Annotated in this window: 11 protein-coding genes; 7 read left to right on the top strand and 4 right to left on the bottom strand. The window is 49.0% G+C overall.

The window, feature by feature from the left end; genetic code table 11:
* Positions 1 to 43 precede the first annotated feature (43 nt).
* The 5 genes from BXO87_RS17375 to BXO87_RS17355 all read left to right on the top strand — a co-directional run bounded on the left by BXO87_RS17375 (position 44) and on the right by BXO87_RS17355 (position 4,685).
* Complete coding sequence (locus BXO87_RS17375; RefSeq protein ID WP_038456917.1) at positions 44 to 1,249, top strand: MFS transporter; 1,206 nt, start codon at positions 44 to 46, stop codon at positions 1,247 to 1,249.
* Between the two features lie 188 nt (positions 1,250 to 1,437).
* Entirely contained in the window at positions 1,438 to 2,640 is a 1,203-nt protein-coding gene (locus tag BXO87_RS17370) for a GTP-binding protein (protein ID WP_038456918.1), read from the top strand.
* Between the two features lie 64 nt (positions 2,641 to 2,704).
* Positions 2,705 to 3,841, top strand: coding sequence for a zinc-dependent alcohol dehydrogenase (locus tag BXO87_RS17365; RefSeq protein ID WP_007609290.1), 1,137 nt, complete (start codon positions 2,705 to 2,707; stop codon positions 3,839 to 3,841).
* Positions 3,842 to 3,855: 14 nt separating this feature from the next.
* Positions 3,856 to 4,290: an RDD family protein gene (locus BXO87_RS17360; protein WP_021494203.1), complete on the top strand. Its 435-nt coding sequence runs from the start codon at positions 3,856 to 3,858 to the stop codon at positions 4,288 to 4,290.
* Positions 4,291 to 4,406: 116 nt separating this feature from the next.
* A complete protein-coding gene (locus BXO87_RS17355) occupies positions 4,407 to 4,685 on the top strand; it encodes a YckD family protein (protein ID WP_263612330.1) in 279 nt (92 codons plus the stop codon).
* Between the two features lie 154 nt (positions 4,686 to 4,839).
* Here the strand turns inward: BXO87_RS17355 and comJ are convergent, their stop codons facing one another.
* From comJ to hxlA, 4 genes are all read right to left on the bottom strand, one after another.
* Positions 4,840 to 5,238: a competence protein ComJ gene (comJ, locus tag BXO87_RS17350; protein ID WP_038456919.1), complete on the bottom strand. Its 399-nt coding sequence runs from the start codon at positions 5,236 to 5,238 to the stop codon at positions 4,840 to 4,842.
* Positions 5,239 to 5,258: 20 nt separating this feature from the next.
* Entirely contained in the window at positions 5,259 to 5,696 is a 438-nt protein-coding gene (locus tag BXO87_RS17345; RefSeq protein ID WP_038456921.1) for a NucA/NucB deoxyribonuclease domain-containing protein, read from the bottom strand.
* A gap of 356 nt (positions 5,697 to 6,052) precedes the next feature.
* On the bottom strand, positions 6,053 to 6,610 hold the full coding sequence (gene hxlB / locus BXO87_RS17340) for a 6-phospho-3-hexuloisomerase (RefSeq protein WP_038456922.1): 558 nt from the start codon (positions 6,608 to 6,610) through the stop codon (positions 6,053 to 6,055).
* Positions 6,607 to 7,242 carry a 3-hexulose-6-phosphate synthase gene (gene hxlA, locus BXO87_RS17335; RefSeq protein ID WP_014416875.1) on the bottom strand — a complete coding sequence of 212 codons (636 nt, stop codon included), beginning with the start codon at positions 7,240 to 7,242 and terminating at the stop codon, positions 6,607 to 6,609. The genes hxlB and hxlA overlap by 4 nt, the downstream gene beginning before the upstream one ends.
* Before the next feature lie 231 nt (positions 7,243 to 7,473).
* Between hxlA and hxlR the strand changes: the two genes are divergently transcribed.
* Both hxlR and srfAA read left to right on the top strand, forming a co-directional pair.
* Positions 7,474 to 7,836, top strand: coding sequence for a transcriptional activator HxlR (gene hxlR / locus BXO87_RS17330; RefSeq protein WP_007409352.1), 363 nt, complete (start codon positions 7,474 to 7,476; stop codon positions 7,834 to 7,836).
* Between the two features lie 591 nt (positions 7,837 to 8,427).
* Complete coding sequence (srfAA, locus tag BXO87_RS17320) at positions 8,428 to 19,182, top strand: surfactin non-ribosomal peptide synthetase SrfAA (RefSeq protein WP_038456924.1); 10,755 nt, start codon at positions 8,428 to 8,430, stop codon at positions 19,180 to 19,182.
* Positions 19,183 to 19,202 lie beyond the last annotated feature (20 nt).

Genomic DNA, 19,202 nt, shown 5'->3' with positions numbered 1-19,202 from the left:
ATTCAGCAATTTGAAATGATAGAAGACCGGAAAGGAGAATGTTATGAAGCTGTCGGAATTAAAAACAAGCGGTCATCCGCTCACTCTGCTCTGTTCCTTCTTATATTTTGATGTGAGTTTTATGATTTGGGTAATGCTGGGGGCGCTCGGCGTTTATATTTCTCAGGATTTCGGGTTATCTTCTTTTGAAAAAGGGTTTGTCGTGGCTCTGCCGATCTTATCAGGATCTGTGTTTCGGATCATTTTAGGTGTGTTAACGGACAGGATCGGGCCGAAGAAAACAGCCGTGATCGGGATGCTGATCACGATGATCCCACTGCTTTGGGGGGCATTCGGCGGCCGTTCTTTGACTGAGCTGTATGCGATCGGCATTCTGCTGGGCGTGGCGGGCGCAAGTTTTGCTGTTGCGCTTCCGATGGCGAGCCGATGGTATCCGCCTCACTTGCAGGGGCTTGCGATGGGGATAGCAGGTGCCGGCAACAGCGGTACTTTGTTTGCGACATTGTTCGGTCCCCGCCTTGCAGAACAGTTTGGGTGGCACAGTGTAATGGGAATTGCGCTTCTTCCGTTGATGATCGTTTTTATTCTGTTTATCGTCATGGCGAAGGACTCTCCTGCACAGCCCGCACCGCATCCGCTTAAAAACTACCTTCACGTTTTCAGGCAGAAGGAGACATGGTGTTTCTGTCTTCTGTACGGCGTCACTTTCGGAGGTTTTGTGGGATTATCAAGTTTTTTGGCGATTTTTTTCGTTGATCAATATCAATTGTCAAAAATCTATGCCGGTGATTTCGTCACAATATGTGTCGCGGCGGGCAGTTTTTTTCGCCCTGCAGGAGGCTGGATTTCAGACCGTGCGGGAGGTGCGAAAGTTCTCGCTGTACTGTTTGTCATCGCGGCTCTGTGTATGGCGGGAGTCAGCAGCCTGCCTCCGCTTTCAACGGTTGTCGTTCTGCTGTTTATCGGAATGATGGCGCTCGGTATGGGCAACGGAGCGGTATTTCAGCTTGTCCCTCAGCACTTTGCAAAAGAAATCGGAATGGTGACGGGAATCGTCGGAGCAGCCGGCGGCATAGGGGGTTTTTTCCTTCCGAATATTTTAGGATCATTGAAGCAGATGACGGGAACTTATGCGATCGGTTTTATCTCTTTTTCATGTATCGCATTGCTCGCATTTGTGCTTGTTCTGGCCGCAGGCTATTTTTGGAGAAAAAGCTATGGCACTGAAAACAGTCCTGCGGATGTTTAAGTTTGGGCGGAAGACACGTATGACAGCGTGTCTTTTTTATGATTTATCATTTCCACTTGATTTTCAGCGGAGAATATATCAGAATAAATAGTAACGGTTACGATTTGAGACAATATACATCATGATGAAAAAGGGGCAGGTGCGGAATATAAATCGTAATCATTCTATTTTGATAGGGGGCTATTTATATGAAAAAAATTCCGGTTACAGTATTGAGCGGCTATCTTGGTGCCGGTAAGACGACCGTTTTGAATCATATTTTACAAAACCGCAACGGTTTAAAAATTGCCGTCATCGTCAATGACATGAGCGAAGTAAATATAGACGCGGGCTTGGTGAAGCAGGGAGGCGGCTTGTCAAGGACGGATGAGAAACTCGTAGAATTATCTAACGGCTGTATCTGCTGCACGCTGCGTGAAGATTTATTAGTCGAAGTTGAGAAACTCGCGAAAGACGGCAGATTTGATTATATAGTGATTGAATCAACAGGGATCAGCGAACCGATTCCCGTTGCACAGACATTTTCTTATATAGATGAAGAAATGGGTATTGATCTGACAACATTCTGCAGGCTGGACACAATGGTGACCGTGGTGGATGCAAACCGCTTCTGGCATGATTTCCAGTCCGGTGACAGCCTTCTTGACCGGAAGGAAGCGGCGGGAGAAGAGGATGAACGGGTGATTGCCGATTTATTAATTGACCAGATCGAGTTTTGTGATGTGCTCATTTTAAATAAATGCGACATGGTGGGCGAAAAAGAGCTTGAACAGCTGGAAACGGTCCTTCGCGCTTTACAGCCCCGTGCCAGACTGATCCGGTCCGTCCGCGGAGAAGTGCCCGCCGAATACATATTGAATACCGGTTTATTTGAGTTTGAGGAAGCGAGTTCATCAGCAGGATGGATAAAGGAACTGACGGCAGGTCATAAAGCGCACACTCCGGAAACGGAAGAGTACGGCATCACTTCGTTTGTGTACTCGCGGCGTCTGCCGTTTCATACCGTTCGTTTTGACAGCTGGCTGCATCAATCAATGCCTGACAACATTGTGCGCGCAAAAGGAATTGCTTGGTGCGCAACCCGCAACAGCCTTGCGCTGCTGATGTCTCAGGCGGGTCCGGCGGTTTCGATTGAGCCTGTTTCTTATTGGGTGGCGGCAATGCCGAAACTTGAGCAGGAGCAGATCAAACAGCAGGAACCGGAGATTCTGGAAGATTGGGACGACCAATTCGGAGATCGTCATACGAACCTGGTGTTTATTGGAACAGATTTAGATGAATCAGCCATTACAAAGGAATTGGATCAGTGCCTGCTCACGCCGTCTGAGTTCGATTCCGACTGGTCGCAGCTTGAAGATCCTTTTCAATGGGATATTCAGCGGGCCGAATAACATACCGGCCAAGTTTAGAAGCGGGTGAAAAGGGAAGGAGTGATGAAAAAGGAGCTGACCAAGTGTGAAAGCACTGACATACCAAGGAAAAGAACATATGGAAGTGAAAGAAGTCCCGGCACCCGCCATTCAAGATGAGAGAGATGTCATCGTTCGAATCACCGCAACCGGGATATGCGGTTCAGACCTTCATTTATATAAAAACGGGATACCCGCCGATCCGGGTTATATCGTCGGGCATGAGCCGATGGGAATCGTTGAAGAAACGGGCAGTCAAGTCAAAAAGCTGAAAAAAGGCGACCGGGTCGTGATTCCTTTTAACATCGGCTGCGGAGAATGTCATTATTGCAAGCACCAGATGGAAAGCCAGTGTGATGAATCTAATCCAAATCCTCATACAGATGCCGGCGGCTTATTCGGTTTTTCGGAGTTTAACGGTAATTATCCCGGCGGGCAGGCTGAATATTTACGTGTTCCTTATGCTGATTTCTCTTCTTTTCTGGTTCCGGCAGACAGTGAGCTTGAAGATGAGCAGGTGCTGCTTCTGTCAGATGTCATGCCGACCGCCTTTTGGAGCGTCCAGCACAGCGGAGTGAAAAAAGGAGATACAGTCGTTATTCTGGGATCAGGTCCGATCGGATTAATGGCGCAAAAATTCGCGTGGAAAAAAGGAGCAAAGCGGGTTATCGCAGTCGATCAAGTCCCGCATCGCCTTGAACATGCGAGACGCATAAACGGAGCAGAGACCTTCAATTTTTCAGAACATGATGAGATCGGGAAACTGCTGCATGAACAAACGTCAGGGGGCGCGGATGTAGTGATTGATTGTGTCGGAATGGACGGCACACCGCTTTCAAAAGAAAAAACAGAGCAAAAACCGAATCAGTTCGGAACGATCAGTCCGATTCTTACAGCATCAGAAGCCGTTAAGAAGTTCGGAACCGTGCAGCTCACGGGCGCATACATTTCTGAAGCGGACGGCTTTCCGCTCGGTGATTTTTTCACACGCAACGTTTCTTTAAAAATGGGCCAGGCACCCGTTATTCATCTGATGCCGATGCTGTATCAAATGATCGAACAAAATGAAATTGATCCGACGGACATCATTACACACAAAATGAGTCTTGCGGAAGCTCCTGCTGCATATGATATATTTGACAAAAAAGAAGATGGCAACATTAAAGTGATTTTAAAGCCATAGTGAGGAGAAACACGATGAATATTTACAGACCGGCGGGATTTTGGATCAGATTGGGAGCCGTGGTACTCGACTATTTAATTACTTCAGTGCCTTTGGCGATTATTTTTATGCTGGCAACAGGAAAAGATCCGAATGAGAGCGCAATGATCAGCATTATTTTGACTCTTTATGGTATTTTGCTCCCTGTCTACTGGAACGGTTATGTTATCGGCAAAAAGATCTGCGGTATCCGCATCGTCAAAAAAGATGGAACTCAGGTAGGCTTTCTCACTATGATTTTGAGAGTGCTTGTGGGCGGGCTGATATATGGGGTGACGTTTGGAATCGGTGTGATCGTGAGCGCATTCATGGTCGGAATGAGAGAAGACAAACGGTCAATCCACGATTTTGTAGCGGGAACGTATGTCACGTACGCGCTGCCGGACGAATCGATTGAAAAGAGCGAATAATTTCGCTCTTTTTTTGCATAAAAAATGGATGAGGGAGAAACATATAACAAACGTTAAAGGAGGAAAGAATCATGAAAAAAGCTGCATTGTCTTTAGCTGCGTTTTTCATTACAGCAATGGTTTTCACAATGCCGGCACACGCCGCCGGAACAAAAATGCCTTCAACAATGTCACTCACGGAACAGCAGAAAAAAGAAATTGAATCACTTGAAAAAGAAGTGCTCGAAAAACGAAAACATGTCATATCCAAATATGTCGAGTACGGGGTCCTGCCGAAAGAAAAAGCAGAACATATTAAACAGCATATGGACAGGCGCTTTAACATGATGAAACAAAATGGGTTTGTTCCGAAGCCGCCGCCTCATAAATTGGAAAAGCGGCATCATCATTCTTAAGCATCCGGCAAGCCGGTTGCTTTTTTGTTTTTATCGGGATTGCTCTGAACAGATCAGGAAAAAAAGTTTTTATTGGTACGGAATGTAATTGAAACAAACAGTAAAAGTTTATAAAAGTTCCCTGAGAGAAATATGATTCTCTCAGGGATTTCTTTTACATTGCGGCTGCATCAATTATATACGTATCCGCATGAAGATCGGATATTTCGGCAGGCACTGAATAACAGGTAAGGGTGTATCGGCCTTTCGGAATATGAAAGAAAAGCCGCTTTGACATCACGCTTTCAATCTCAATTCCATCTTTTACAGCCTCAAAGGGAACAGTCGCTTTTTTCTCATAGGATGGTACCGGTTCACTTGTGTTAAGCCTGAGAACGATAAATGCCCTCGTATTTCTCCTTGCCTCAAATGAAACAGCTCTGTCAGCTTCCGCATATCCTTTTTCAATGGCTTCATCGGTCCAATCGATAACAGGCGGCTCTGAATCTTTTTGGAAGATTGTAAATTGATGATAAGAAATGGCCAGTTCTTGCGGTTTCCATGATTTAATCAATGCGCTGTTCCTCCTGTTTTTTACTTAATTTTAAATAATACTCTCGTTCCGTCGGGATCATTGGTAAGCTGGTGTCCGACCCATGAGCCGGCTCCGCGGTTGTCTGCCGGAGAAATATATTCTACGGAGGCGTTGTTTCCGCCCTGTTTACAAACCGCCATCGGCCATTCATCCCTATCGTATCCCGTTTTGACAGGCACATGTTTAAGAGATTGCTCACGCCGCTTATGTACTCCGTCTCTGTCAATGGTGCATATGCTGGAATGCCCTTCTTTTATCGCGTCCTTAATATGCTTTGCTGTTTCCGGATATCGATCGGACGGAAATAGGATTACCTTGTCGTAATCATTCTTCTGAACGGTCTGCTCGTTATCTGAGAAAAGATCACCCTTGATCAGGGCCGCGACTGCTCCGGCAATGATGATAAGAACAAGCAGCAGTGCTTTTAATGTTTTCAAGAGTATCAATCACCTCCAGTTTTAATTGCTGTTAAGCTGGTCCAAGAATAAAGCAGAATCGGCCGGCTGTAAAGCTGTTAAAATATATTTCTCAGCCGCAATTCAGCTGAATATCTGTAAAACCATCCGCACAAATCAACTTTATTCATTAAAAATTCGATCAGAAAGTGTTTTTTGCCGTTTCCCTATTCAGAATGAGCGGTTGCGGCCGTATCGTCAATTGACTTATTATAGCGATAAGCTCACCGGCAGGATATCTTCGTCTGCGAGTGTCCGACCCGAAAACCTTGGCCTGTATGACCGTGCGCAACAAGACGATAAAAAGACGGCCATCTGATAAGAAGGCCGTCAGCAAATCATTCCAGATTCGCATGCTTTGTAAACATGTCTGCTGAATTCAATTCTTTTTTCTCCATGATTTTTAGAATAACCGCATCGTAAAACAGCAGAAGAGTTTGTTCGAATAAAGAACCCATCGGCTGAATCGTCTTTCTGTCTCCGCCGGTCTCTTCCTTAGGAGAGCCGGGAATCGTTATTGTAAGATCCGCAAGTTTGCCGAGACTTGAGCCGGGGTTAATCGTTAATGCAGTGACGATACCGTTAAGACTTTTGGCTTTTTCAGCCGTATGAAGCAGACTTTTTGTTTCGCCTGAGCCTGAGCCGATGATGACGAGACCGCCTTCTTGGAGGGGAGGGGTAAGCGTCTCACCGACGATGTAAGCGTTCAGACCGATGTGCATCATCCTCATGGCGAACGCTTTAGCCATAAAGCCGGAACGTCCCGCTCCGGACGTGAAGATTTGATCTGCCGATAAAATCTGATCCGCAAGCTTGTCAGCTTCACTGTCGGATATTAATGCTGCGGTGCGGGATATTTCATTTAGTATTTCATGTAAGTATTCAGTCGTTTTCATGATCCTTGTGTGATCAGCTGTTTCATTTTAGCAGCAGCATCCGCTTTATTGTCAGCTCCCGTAATGCCTCCGCCGACAATGATTAAATCTGGGTTTTGTTTGATGGCTTCAGGAAGCGTATCAAGTTTAATGCCTCCGGCAATTGCGGTTTTAGCGCTCTTGACCGCTTTTTTAATCGCCGTCAGTTCCTCGAATGAATTTTTTCCTTCTGCCTGAAGATCATAACCCGTATGAACACAAATATAATCAACACCGAGTTGGTCAATTTCTTTTGCCCGTGTTTCAAGGTTTTTTACGTTTATCATGTCGACGAGGATTTTTTTCTGCTGTTTTTTTGCTTCGGCAACCGCCCCTTTGATCGTTGAGTCGTCTGTCGCTCCTAAAACGGTGATGATGTCGGCTCCCGCTTCTGCCGCTTTCATAATCTCGTAACCGCCTGCATCCATGATTTTAAGATCGGCAAGCACTTTCAAGTGAGGAAAGGCTGTTTTCATTTCCTGCACGGCTTTCAGTCCTTCATTAATGACAACGGGAGTGCCGATTTCTACAACATCTATATATTGTTCGACCTCTTTCACAAGTTCAATTGCTTCCGGGATATTTACTAAGTCTAATGCCAGCTGTAATTCCACTTTATATCCACTCCTCTTTTTCATGTATTTCCATTCTATAGAGTGCCCCGCATGTTGAGAAGTACGCACTTTGAAGTCTAATAGTTACTTTGAGGATACTGTCCCCGCAGGCAATGCGCTTTGTTTCAGCAAAACTGCGTGGTAGTATAAACTGATGAAAGTTGTGTGAAAAAGTAAGCGTGTATGAATAGATGATGACCGTACAAAAAGTAAGAGGAAGGAGAATTGTCCGTGAGCCGAATGGATGAGAAAACGTTTAATTGCGAAAAGGAATTGACGCTTGCCGTGATAGGCGGGAAGTGGAAAATGCTGATTATGTGGCACTTGGGAAAAGAAGGGACGAAGCGGTTTAATGAGCTGAAAGCTTTAATTCCGGATATTACGCACAAAATTCTTGTGAATCAGCTCAGGGAGCTGGAGCAGGATCTGATCGTTCACAGGGAAGTTTACCCTGTCGTCCCTCCGAAAGTGGAGTATTCTTTAACGGCGCAAGGAGAAAGCCTTATGCCGATTCTGGACGCCATGTATAAGTGGGGAAAAGATTATATGGAATTAATCAACATTGATAAAACTGCAATAAAGGAATCTTTTTGAAGTGCTCTATGTAAAATAGAGTGCTTTTTTTGCGGTTTAATGAAATCATATTGCGAACATTCGGGCCGTCTGTTTCGGTTCTTGCGCTGTTTTTTCCGGTTCAGCTTACGTACGTAAATTTTTTTTATTTCTGCCATAACTGGATATTCGACAGATTTTCATTATAGTTTAAAGATTTTTAATTTTACGTAAATAATATTTTTGAAAATAAATTGCGGGATGCCGCAAAATACCCTCTGGATTTGTCGGATTTTTTTTCGGTGTGCCGCATGAAACTTTTCACCCATTTTTCGGTGATAAAAACAATATTTTCATATAAAGTGAACGTAAGTAGATATATAGAAATACATGCAGAAATAGGTAAACCTTTCGTGCTTACAATCAATGGCTTTTTGTCTTGATTTCTCATAAATTTGATGCCGTATTTCGGACTGCGCGGGTGAACGGATGACGGATTTCGGCGGTGATTGAATCGGGATCGTTTTTGAGGTAAGTGGTTCTTTTGGCTTGAGAATGAGTTAGGGACATAGAGGGAGGCTGTTTCTAAGGGAGAATTGACAACTATATCTTAAAAAGGGGAGGCGCACACATATGGAAATAACTTTTTATCCTTTAACAAATGCTCAAAAACGTATCTGGTATACAGAAAAATTCTATCCGAAGACAAGTATTTCAAATCTAGCCGGGTTCGGGAAACTCATTTCTGAAGACGGCGTACAGGCTCATTACGTTGAGAAAGCGATACAGGAATTCGTCCGGCGGTATGAGTCGATGAGAATCCGTCTGCGGCTTGATGATGAGGGGGAGCCCGTTCAATATGTGAGCGAATACCGTCCGCTCTCCATCGGGCACACGGATATCAGGCAAGCCGGCTGCTCTGCGGACGAGCTGTCAAAATGGGGGCGTGAAGAAGCTGGCAAGCCTCTGGCGTTATATGATCAGGATTTATTCCGTTTTTCCGTGCACACGATCAGTGAAAATGAGGTCTGGTTTTACGCTAATGTGCATCACATTATTTCAGACGGGATTTCCATGACGATTCTGGGCAATGCGATTACTGATATTTATTTGGAGCTTTCAGGCGGGACAAGTGGGGAACAGACGGAGATTCCTTCTTTTATCGAGCACGTGCTGACAGAGCAGGAATATGTGCAGTCGAAGCGGTTTAAGAAGGATCGGGACTTTTGGAACGGGCAGTTTGAGACCGTGCCGGAGCTTGTGTCCCTGAAACGGAGCCGGGCAGATGCGGGTCTTGATGCGAAACGGTTTTCTCAAGAAATTCCTCATGACTTATATGGCCGCATTCATTCATTCTGCGAGGAGCATAAAGTCAGCGTACTGTCTCTGTTCCAGTCAGCTCTGATCACTTATCTCTACAAAGTGACCGGCCGGGATGACGTTGTCACGGGTACGTTTATGGGAAACCGGACGAATGCGAAAGAAAAGCAGATGCTCGGGATGTTCGTATCTACGGTGCCTGTGCGGACAAGCGTTGACGGAGGACAGTCGTTCTTGGAATTCGTTAAAGGCCGGATGAAGGATCTGATGAAAATTCTCCGCCACCAAAAGTATCCGTATAACCTGCTTGTCAATGATTTGCGCGCTTCGAAAAGTTCGCTGAGCAGATTGTTTACGGTGGCTCTGGAGTACCAGGTGATGCAGTGGCAGAAAAAAGAGAATCTGTCCTTCCTGACAGACCCTATTTTCAGCGGAAGCGGTACAAATGATATTTCGATTCATGTGAAGGAACGATGGGACACCGGGAAACTGACAATTGATTTTGACTATCGCAGCGACATTTTCAAGGGGGAAGAGATTGAATCTGTTTCTGAACGTTTGATCACGCTGATTGAAGATGCGATTTCATCTCCTGATCGCATAATTGATGAACTTACTCTTCTTTCTGAATCCGAGAAAGAGCGGCTGCTGAAACGGGCCTCCGGCAATCCGGTGAATTACCGCAAGGAGATGACGATACCGGGGCTGTTTGAAGAGAAAGTGAAGTCACTGTCTGACAAACCCGCGGTTGTGTATGAAGGCCGAACATTGTCCTATCGCACATTGCATGAACAATCAGGCCGTATTGCCGGACGCCTTCTTAAAGCCGGGATATCAGCCGATTCTCCTGTCGCGGTGCTGCTTGGCCGATCTGAGCGTGTCATTGCGGCAATATTGGGAATTTTGAAAGCGGGCGGAGCCTATGTGCCGATAGATCCTGACTTTCCGGCGGATCGGATTCAGTACATTTTAGAGGACAGCGGAGCGAAGGCTGTTCTGACGGAGACCGGAATACAGGTGCCTGCAGCGGATGCCGAACGGATTGATTTTGACGAGGCTGTTCAGTTTGAAACGGCTGCGGACGGTGTCAGCACACAATCAGACCGGCTGGCTTACATCATCTACACGTCAGGTACAACGGGGCGGCCGAAAGGCGTGATGATTGAGCACCAGCAAGTTCATCATCTGGTGCAATCACTGCAGCAGGAGATTTATCAATGCGGTGAGCAGACGTTAAGAATGGCGCTTTTGGCTCCGTTTCATTTTGATGCGTCCGTCAAACAGATTTTTGCATCGCTTCTTTTGGGACAGACGCTTTATATCGTGCCGAAAACGACTGTAACGAATGGCTCGGCACTGCTGGACTATTATCGTCAAAACCGGATTGAAGCCACTGACGGAACGCCTGCGCATCTGCAGATGATGGTTGCGGCGGGAGATGTCAGCGGAATTGAATTGCGCCACATGCTCATTGGGGGAGAGGGCCTGTCCGCGGCTGTTGCCGAGCAGCTGATGACGCTCTTTCATCAATCGGGCAGGGCGCCGCGTCTGACAAATGTCTACGGGCCGACAGAAACGTGCGTAGATGCGTCCGTGCATCAGGTGTCAGCCGATAACGGAATGAATCAACAGGCGGCGTACGTTCCGATCGGAAAACCGCTCGGCAACGCCCGTCTGTATATATTGGATAAGCACCAGCGGCTTCAGCCCGACGGCACGGCCGGTGAGCTGTATATCGCGGGTGACGGTGTAGGCCGCGGCTATTTAAATCTGCCGGATTTGACCGCAGAGAAGTTTTTGCAAGACCCGTTTAACGGAAGCGGCCGCATGTACCGCACGGGTGATATGGCGCGCTGGCTGCCGGACGGGACGATCGAATATATCGGCCGTGAAGATGATCAGGTGAAAGTCCGCGGCTACCGCATTGAGCTGGGAGAAATTGAAACGGTGCTCAGAAAAGCTCCGGGCGCGGCGCAGGCCGTCGTGCTGGCACGGCCGGATCAGCAGGGCAGCTTAGATGTCTGCGCATATATCGTTCAGGAAAAAGGAACCGAGTTTCACCCTGCCGAGTACAGAGAGTATGTGTCAAAGCACCTTCCTGATTACATGGTGCCCGCTTACTTTACAAAAACGGACGAAATTCCGCTCACGCCGAGCGGGAAGGCGGACCGCAAAAAGCTGTTTGCGCTTGATGTGCAGGCTGTCAGCTCGTCCGAATATGCCGCGCCGAGAAATGAAACGGAGGAAACGCTCACCGTCATCTGGCAGGAAGTCCTCGGAATGGACAAGGCGGGCATTTATGATCATTTCTTCGAGTCAGGCGGTCATTCATTAAAGGCCATGACGCTTCTGACGAAAATTCATAAGCAAATGGGCGTTGAAATTCCGCTGCAATACTTGTTTGAGCATCCGACGATTGCAGCGCTTGCCGATTATGCGGAAAACCGAAACGAAGGACCGGCATTCAGTGCGATTGAGCCGGCTGAGAAGCAGGCGAGCTATCCGCTTTCGCTCGCTCAGCAGCGGACTTATATCGCGAGCCAATTTGAAGACGCGGGAGTCGGGTATAACATGCCGGCTGCGGCCATGATTGAGGGCGCTTTAGACCGTGAAAAGCTTGAGCGTGCATTTTCTGCCTTAATCAGCAGGCATGAAGCGCTCAGAACATCGTTTCAATCAGAGGACGGCACGCCGAGACAGGTGATTCACGAACATGTTCCGTTTCATATTGAAATGATCGAAGCGCGCCGAAGAACGAATGAACAGGTCATGAAGGACTTTGTGCGCCGTTTTGATTTATCTGAGGCGCCGCTGTTCAGAATCGGCCTGCAAACGCTCGGTCACAATCGCCATATGTTGCTGTTTGATATGCATCACCTGATTTCTGACGGGGTGTCTATTTCCATCATGCTGAAGGAACTGGCTGACATCTACGGCGGAAATCAGCTGCCTGAATTGCGCATTCAATATAAAGATTATGCCGTATGGCAGGCGGAACGGGCGAAAGAAGGCTACAAGAAGGAGCGGGCGTACTGGAAAGAAGTCTTCAGCGGCGAACTGCCGGTGCTTCAGCTGCTCCCTGATTATCCGCGGCCGCAGGTGCAAAGCTTTGAAGGTGACCGCGTGTCCGCCAAGCTGCCGAAAATGCTGCGGGAACGGCTGCAGAAGCTTGCCGAGAAAAACGGAGCCACCCTTTACATGGTGCTGTTATCAGCTTACTATACGCTGCTTTCTAAGTATTCGGGACAGGAAGACATCATCGTGGGAACACCGTCAGCGGGAAGAAATCACTCTGATACCGAGGGGCTTATCGGGATGTTTGTCAACACGCTTGCGCTGCGAAGCTCCGTGAAGCAGGATCAGACATTTGCCGGCTTGTTAGGTCATGTGCGCAAGCAGGTGCTGGACGCGTTTTCTCACCAGGACTATCCGTTTGAGTGGCTGACAGAGGAGCTGAACGTGCCCCGGGATATGAGCAGGCATCCGATATTTGATACGATGTTCAGTCTGCAAAATGCTTCGGACGGAATTCCGGAGATCGGTAATCTGACGCTGTCTCTTCATGAAACAAACTTCAATATCGCCAAATTCGACCTGACCATGCAGGCCCGGGAAACAGCGGAAGGCCTTGCGCTTGATTTGGATTATTGCACGAAGCTGTTTAAGCGCTCAACTGCGGATCGCATGCTTGCGCACTATGTCCGTCTGCTGGAGAGCGCGGCAGCTCAGCCGGATGTGAAAATCAGCGAATATGATCTGCTTTCTGAACGGGAGGCTTTGACTCAATTACAGCGGTTCAATCCGGAGCGCACGGCGTACCCGAAAGAGCAAACGATCGTGCAGATCTTTGAAGAACAGGTCCGAAAGAACCCTGACCGGACGGCTCTTCAGTTCGAAGGGAAAACCCTGTCGTATCAGCAGCTGAATGAACGCGCCAACAGGCTTGCGCGGCATATTCTTTCGGTCGGAGGCGGCGGAAAAACCGCGGCTGTTCTGTGTGAACGGTCAATGGATATGATTGTTTCCATTATGGCTGTGTTAAAAGCGGGGTCCGCCTATGTGCCGATTGATCCTGAGCATCCGGTTCAGCGGATTCAGCATTTCTTCCGCGACAGCGGGGCGAATGTGCTCATGACTCAGCAAAGTCTCAAGCCGCTTGCGGAAAAGGCCGGTTTTCAAGGCGTCATTGTGCTTGCTGATGATGAGGCGAGCTATGAAAAGGACTCTCGCAATCCAGCATTGCCGTTTGATTCCAAAACGATTGCCAATCTCACTTATACATCTGGCACGACGGGAACGCCGAAAGGAAACATCGTCACACATGCCAACATTTTGCGGACGGTAAAAAACACGAACTATTTGACCGTTTCTGAAGAGGACACAGTGCTCGGTCTGTCAAACTACGTCTTTGACGCTTTTATGTTTGATATGTTCGGTTCGCTGTTAAACGGTGCAAAGCTTGTGATCGTCCCGAAAGATACGGTGCTGGATATGTCACGTCTGTCCCGTGTGATCAAACGGGAGAACGTCAGCATTCTGATGATTACGACGGCCCTGTTCCACCTGCTTGTTGATATGGAGCCGTCCTGTCTGACGACGCTTCGGAAAATCATGTTCGGGGGCGAAAGAGCGTCTGTAGAACATGTCAAAAAGGCGCTGGCGGCAGTCGGAAAAGGAAGACTGCTTCATATGTACGGCCCGTCGGAAAGCACAGTGTTTGCGACATACCATCCGGTGGATGTCATTGAAGAGGATACGCTCTCCGTTCCGATCGGGAAACCGGTCAGCAATACGGAAGTCTTTATCATGAACTCAGCCGGACGCATTCAGCCGGCGGGTATCGCGGGAGAGCTGTGCGTCAGCGGGGAAGGTCTCGTAGAAGGCTACTACAACCGTCCTGAACTGACGGAAGAAAAATTTGTAAAGCATCCGTTTAAGGAAGGTGAACGGATGTATAAAACGGGCGACTTGGCCAGATGGCTTCCGAATGGCGATATCGAGTTTATCGGACGTATCGACCATCAGGTGAAAATTCGCGGTCAGCGGATTGAGCTTGGCGAAATTGAGCATCAGCTTCAAAGTCATGACCAGATTCAGGAATGCATTGTGCTCGCTGTGGATCAGGGCGCGGGTGACAAACTTCTTTGCGCGTATGTTGTCGGCCTCAGGGAAATCTCTTCCCGGGAGCTGAGGGAGCATACGGCGAAGGATCTTCCGGCTTATATGATTCCGTCCGTCTTTATTCAATTGGATGAACTGCCTCTTACAGGAAACGGAAAAATCGACAGGCGGGCGCTGCCGATGCCGGATGTGACCGCAGCGAATGCCGTGTCATATACGGCGCCGCGCAATGAAACAGAACAAAAACTGGCGGATATTTGGGCTGAGGTGCTGCAAATGGAGCGGGTCGGCGTCCATGATCAGTTCTTTGAGATCGGGGGCCACTCGTTAGCGGGGATGAAACTGCTGGCCCTTATCCAGAAGACATTCGGCGTGCAGCTTACCTTAAAGGATCTGTTCACTTCTCCGACGGCTGCGGGGCTGGCGCAGCTGATTGAAGGGGCTGAGCGGAAAACGGCAGAGAGCATCGCACCGGCTGCCGAGCGGGAAACGTATCCGGTTTCTTCACCGCAGAAGCGGATGTTCGTGCTTCAGCAGCTGGAAGGCGCTGAAACAAGCTATAACATGCCGTCTGTGCTCCGCTTAAAAGGAAAGCTTGATGCAGAAAAGCTGAAATCCGTCATGAAACAGCTGACAGAACGCCATGAAGCCTTCAGAACGACATTTGACATAAAGGATGGAGAAACGGTTCAGCGCATATGGGCGGAAGCTGATATCGACATGGAATATTATGAAGCCTCTGAAGAAGATGCTGAACGGATTATTCAGAGCTTTATCCGGCCGTTCCGCCTGGATCAGCTTCCTCTCGTCAGAACGGGACTGGTCAAGCTGGCTGAACATGACCACCTGCTGCTGTTTGATATGCACCATATCATTTCGGACGGCGCTTCAGTGGGCGTGCTGATAGATGAACTGTCCCGCTTGTATGGCGGCGAAATGCTTGAGCCGCTGCGGATTCATTATAAAGACTATGCGGTATGGCAGCAGAAATTTATTCAATCAGAGCAGTACCGCAAGCAGGAGGAGCATTGGCTTCGGGAGCTTGACGGCGAGCTTCCGGTATTGACGCTGCCGGCTGATTACAGCCGTCCGGCCGTGCAAACCTTTGAAGGAGACAAGCTGGTCTTTTCTCTGACTGGGGAACAGACGTCGGCTCTTCGCAGTCTTGCGAAACAAACGGATTCTACCATGTACATGGTGCTGCTAGCGTCATACAGCGCCTTTCTCTCAAAACTGAGCGGACAGCATGACATCATTGTCGGTTCGCCGGTTGCGGGACGGTCACATGCGGATCTCGCAAACGTCATCGGTGTTTTTGTGAATACACTCGCGCTTCGTACGTATCCGGAAGCGGACAAAACGTTCACGGACTATCTTAAAGAAGTGAAACAAACCGCTTTACATGCATTTGACGCGCAGGATTATCCGCTTGAAGACCTTCTGCAAAAGGTTGAGGTGCAGCGTGATACGAGCAGAAATCCGCTGTTTGATGCGGTATTCTCAATGCAAAATGCAAATGCGGAAGATCTGGTCATGGAAGGAATTGAGCTGAAGCACCATCCGTTTGATAGAAAAACAGCCAAGTTTGACCTGACAATGACGGCTGAGGACACAGACGAAGGCTTAACGTTTGTGCTTGAATATAACACCGCGCTGTTTAAACCGGAAACGGCAGAGACATGGAAGCATTACTGGCTTCAACTGTTAGAAGCCGCAGCGGAAAATCCGGCTGCGAAGCTTTCTGAGCTTTCATTGGTGAATAAAACAGAAAAACAAGCCCTCCTTGACGCATGGAAAGGAAAAACAATTTCTGTGCCGCGGGACAAAACAGTTAACCGTCTCTTTGAGGAAACGGCCGCCCGCTACGCGAACCGGCCGGCCGCGGCATACAACGGCGCGAAGTGGACGTACGGCGAGCTGAACGCAAGGGCGAACCGCATCGCGCGCATTCTCATGGACTGCGGCGTCACGGCTGACGAACGTGTCGGCATTTTGACGAAGCCGTCCTTGGAAATGGCCGCGGGCGTACTCGGCGTCCTGAAAGCGGGCGCGGCATTTGTGCCGATTGACCCCGACTACCCGGAAGAGCGGATCAGCTACATTCTGCAGGACAGCGGCGCCAAGCTTCTTCTCACACAGGAAGCGCTGGACGTGCCGGACAGCTACAACGGAGAAACGATTCTGCTTGACGGCGGACGCTCCATTCTGAGCCTGCCGCTTGATGAAAACGATGAAGCGAACCCGCAGACGGAAACAACGGCGGATCATCTCGCTTATATGATTTACACGTCAGGAACGACCGGACAGCCGAAGGGTGTCATGGTCGAACACCATGCGCTGGTGAACCTGTGCTTCTGGCATCACGACGCATTCGCCATGACGGCGGATGATAAAAGCGCCAAATACGCGGGCTTCGGTTTTGACGCCTCCATTTGGGAAATGTTCCCGACATGGACCATCGGCGCGGAGCTTCACGTCATTGACGAAGCGATCCGGCTGGATATCACCCGCTTAAATCACTATTTCGAGGAGAACGGCGTGACCATCACCTTCCTGCCGACGCAGCTGGCCGAACAATTTATGGAGCTGGAAAATACCTCTCTCCGTATGCTTCTCGTCGGCGGTGACAAGCTGAAGCGGGCGGTGAAACAGCCGTACACGATCGTCAACAACTACGGCCCGACGGAAAACACCGTCGTCGCGACAAGCGGCGTCATCAATCCGGAGGAAGGATCGCTTTCGATCGGACGGGCGATTGCCAATACGAGAGTTTATATTCTCGGGGACGGCGATCAGGTGCAGCCGGAAGGCATTGCCGGTGAATTGTGTGTGGCCGGCCGCGGTCTTGCGCGCGGATACCTGAACCGTGAAGAAGAAACGGCGAAGCGGTTTACCGCAGATCCGTTCGTGCCCGGCGAGCGCATGTACCGGACCGGCGACCTCGTCAAATGGAACGTGCAGTGCGGCATCGAATACATCGGCCGTATCGACCAGCAGGTCAAAGTGCGGGGCTACCGGATCGAGCTTTCAGAAATCGAAGTCCGCCTCGCCCAGCTTGCGGACGTTCATGACGCAGCGGTGACGGCCGTGGAAGACAAAGCGGGCAATACCGCGCTTTGCGCCTATGTCGCGCCTCAGCAGGACGATATTGAAGCGCTCAAAGCCGCGCTGAAAGACACGCTGCCTGACTACATGGTGCCGGCATTCTGGGTGGAGATGGACGAGCTTCCGGTCACCGCAAACGGAAAGATTGACAAAAAAGCCCTGCCGGAACCGGACATTGAAGCGGGAAGCGCCGCTTACAAAGCGCCGGAAACGGAGATGGAGACGCTGCTTTCCGACATTTGGCAGGAAGTGCTCGGTCTTGACCAGATCGGCGTAAGCGATAATTTCTTCACGCTGGGCGGCGATTCGATCAAAGGCATCCAAATGGCGAGCCGTCTGAACCAGCACGGCTACAAGCTGGAGATGAAGGATCTCTTCCAGCATCCGACCATCGAAGAGCTCGTCTCTTATGTGGAGCGGACGGAAGGCAAGCAGGCCGACCAGGGACCTGTCGAAGGCGAAGCGGAGTTAACGCCGATCCAGCGTTGGTTCTTTGAGAAAAACTTCACGAACAAACACCACTGGAACCAATCCGTCATGCTTCACGCAAAAGACGGCTTTGATCCAGAGATAACAGAAAAAACATTACATGTCCTGACGGTGCACCATGATGCGCTCCGGATGATTTATCGTGAACAAAAACCGTATTACAGAGGGATTGAGGATGCGTCTGTTGAATTGAACGTCTTTGAGCTGAACGGACCTGCTGAAGACCATGAGGACCGTATCGAAAGGGAAGCAGACCGTCTTCAAAGCAGTATTTCACTGGAAATAGGACATCTCTTGAAGGCCGGGCTCTTCCGGGCTGAAGATGGAGACCACCTTCTTCTCGCAATCCATCACTTAGTCGTGGATGGTGTATCTTGGCGGATTTTACTGGAGGACTTCACGTCCGTTTATACGCAGCTGAAGCAAGGCAATGAACCAGCGCTGCCGCCGAAAACACATTCATTCGCCGAATTTGCCGAGAGAATCAAAGAATATGCAAATACGAAGGCGTTTCTGAAAGAAGCGGATTACTGGAGAGAGCTTGAGGAAAAAGAGGTATGCACTCAGCTTCCGAAAGACAGGCAGTCTGGTGATCAGCGCATGAGACATACGAGAACAGTCAGCTTCTCTCTGACGCCTGAACAAACTGAACAGCTGACGACAAACGTACATGAAGCCTATCACACCGAAATGAACGACATCCTGCTCACGGCGCTCGGACTGGCGCTGAAAGAGTGGACGGGGGAAGACACGATCGGCGTTCATTTGGAAGGCCACGGGCGCGAAGACATTCTTGACGGCTTGAATATCACCCGGACGGTCGGATGGTTTACGAGCATGTATCCGATGATCCTTGAGATGAAGCACGCCGACGATCTTTCATATCAGCTGAAACAAATGAAAGAAGACATCAGACACATCCCGAACAAAGGAGTCGGCTACGGCATTCTGCGTTATGTAACGGCGCCTGAGCATAAAGAGAATCTTTCATTTGAGATTGATCCGGATATCAGCTTTAACTACTTAGGCCAGTTTAATGAGATGTCGGATTCCGGCTTATTTACAAGATCCGGGATGCCGTCAGGACAATCGCTGAGCCCTGACACAGAGAAGCCGAATGCGCTTGATATTGTCGGATTTATAGAAAATGGGCAGATGACGATGACGTTTGCCTATCATTCTCTCGAATTTCATGAAAAAACCATTCAATCGTTCAGTGACAGTTTTAAAGGGCACCTCTTGAAAATCATAGATCACTGCCTGGCCCAAGACGGACCTGAGCTTACGCCTAGCGATCTTGGCGATGATGATCTGACGCTTGATGAACTTGATAAATTAATGGAAATTCTCTAACAGAAAAGACAGAGGTGACA

The organism is Bacillus sp. GZB, from assembly GCF_001975995.1.
Classification (GTDB): Bacteria; Bacillota; Bacilli; order Bacillales; family Bacillaceae; genus Bacillus; species Bacillus velezensis.
This window is presented reverse-complemented; position numbering and strand designations above follow the sequence as displayed.

What these genes read in the sequence shown, in the direction of transcription:
- BXO87_RS17375 (WP_038456917.1), top strand. Translation starts at nt 44, where the DNA reads ATGAAGCTGTCGGAATTAAAAACAAGCGGTCATCCGCTCACTCTGCTC.
- BXO87_RS17360 (WP_021494203.1), top strand. Translation starts at nt 3,856, where the DNA reads ATGAATATTTACAGACCGGCGGGATTTTGGATCAGATTGGGAGCCGTG.
- BXO87_RS17370 (WP_038456918.1), top strand. Translation starts at nt 1,438, where the DNA reads ATGAAAAAAATTCCGGTTACAGTATTGAGCGGCTATCTTGGTGCCGGT.
- BXO87_RS17355 (WP_263612330.1), top strand. Translation starts at nt 4,407, where the DNA reads ATGGTTTTCACAATGCCGGCACACGCCGCCGGAACAAAAATGCCTTCA.
- hxlB (WP_038456922.1), bottom strand. Translation starts at nt 6,610, where the DNA reads ATGAAAACGACTGAATACTTACATGAAATACTAAATGAAATATCCCGC.
- srfAA (WP_038456924.1), top strand. Translation starts at nt 8,428, where the DNA reads ATGGAAATAACTTTTTATCCTTTAACAAATGCTCAAAAACGTATCTGG.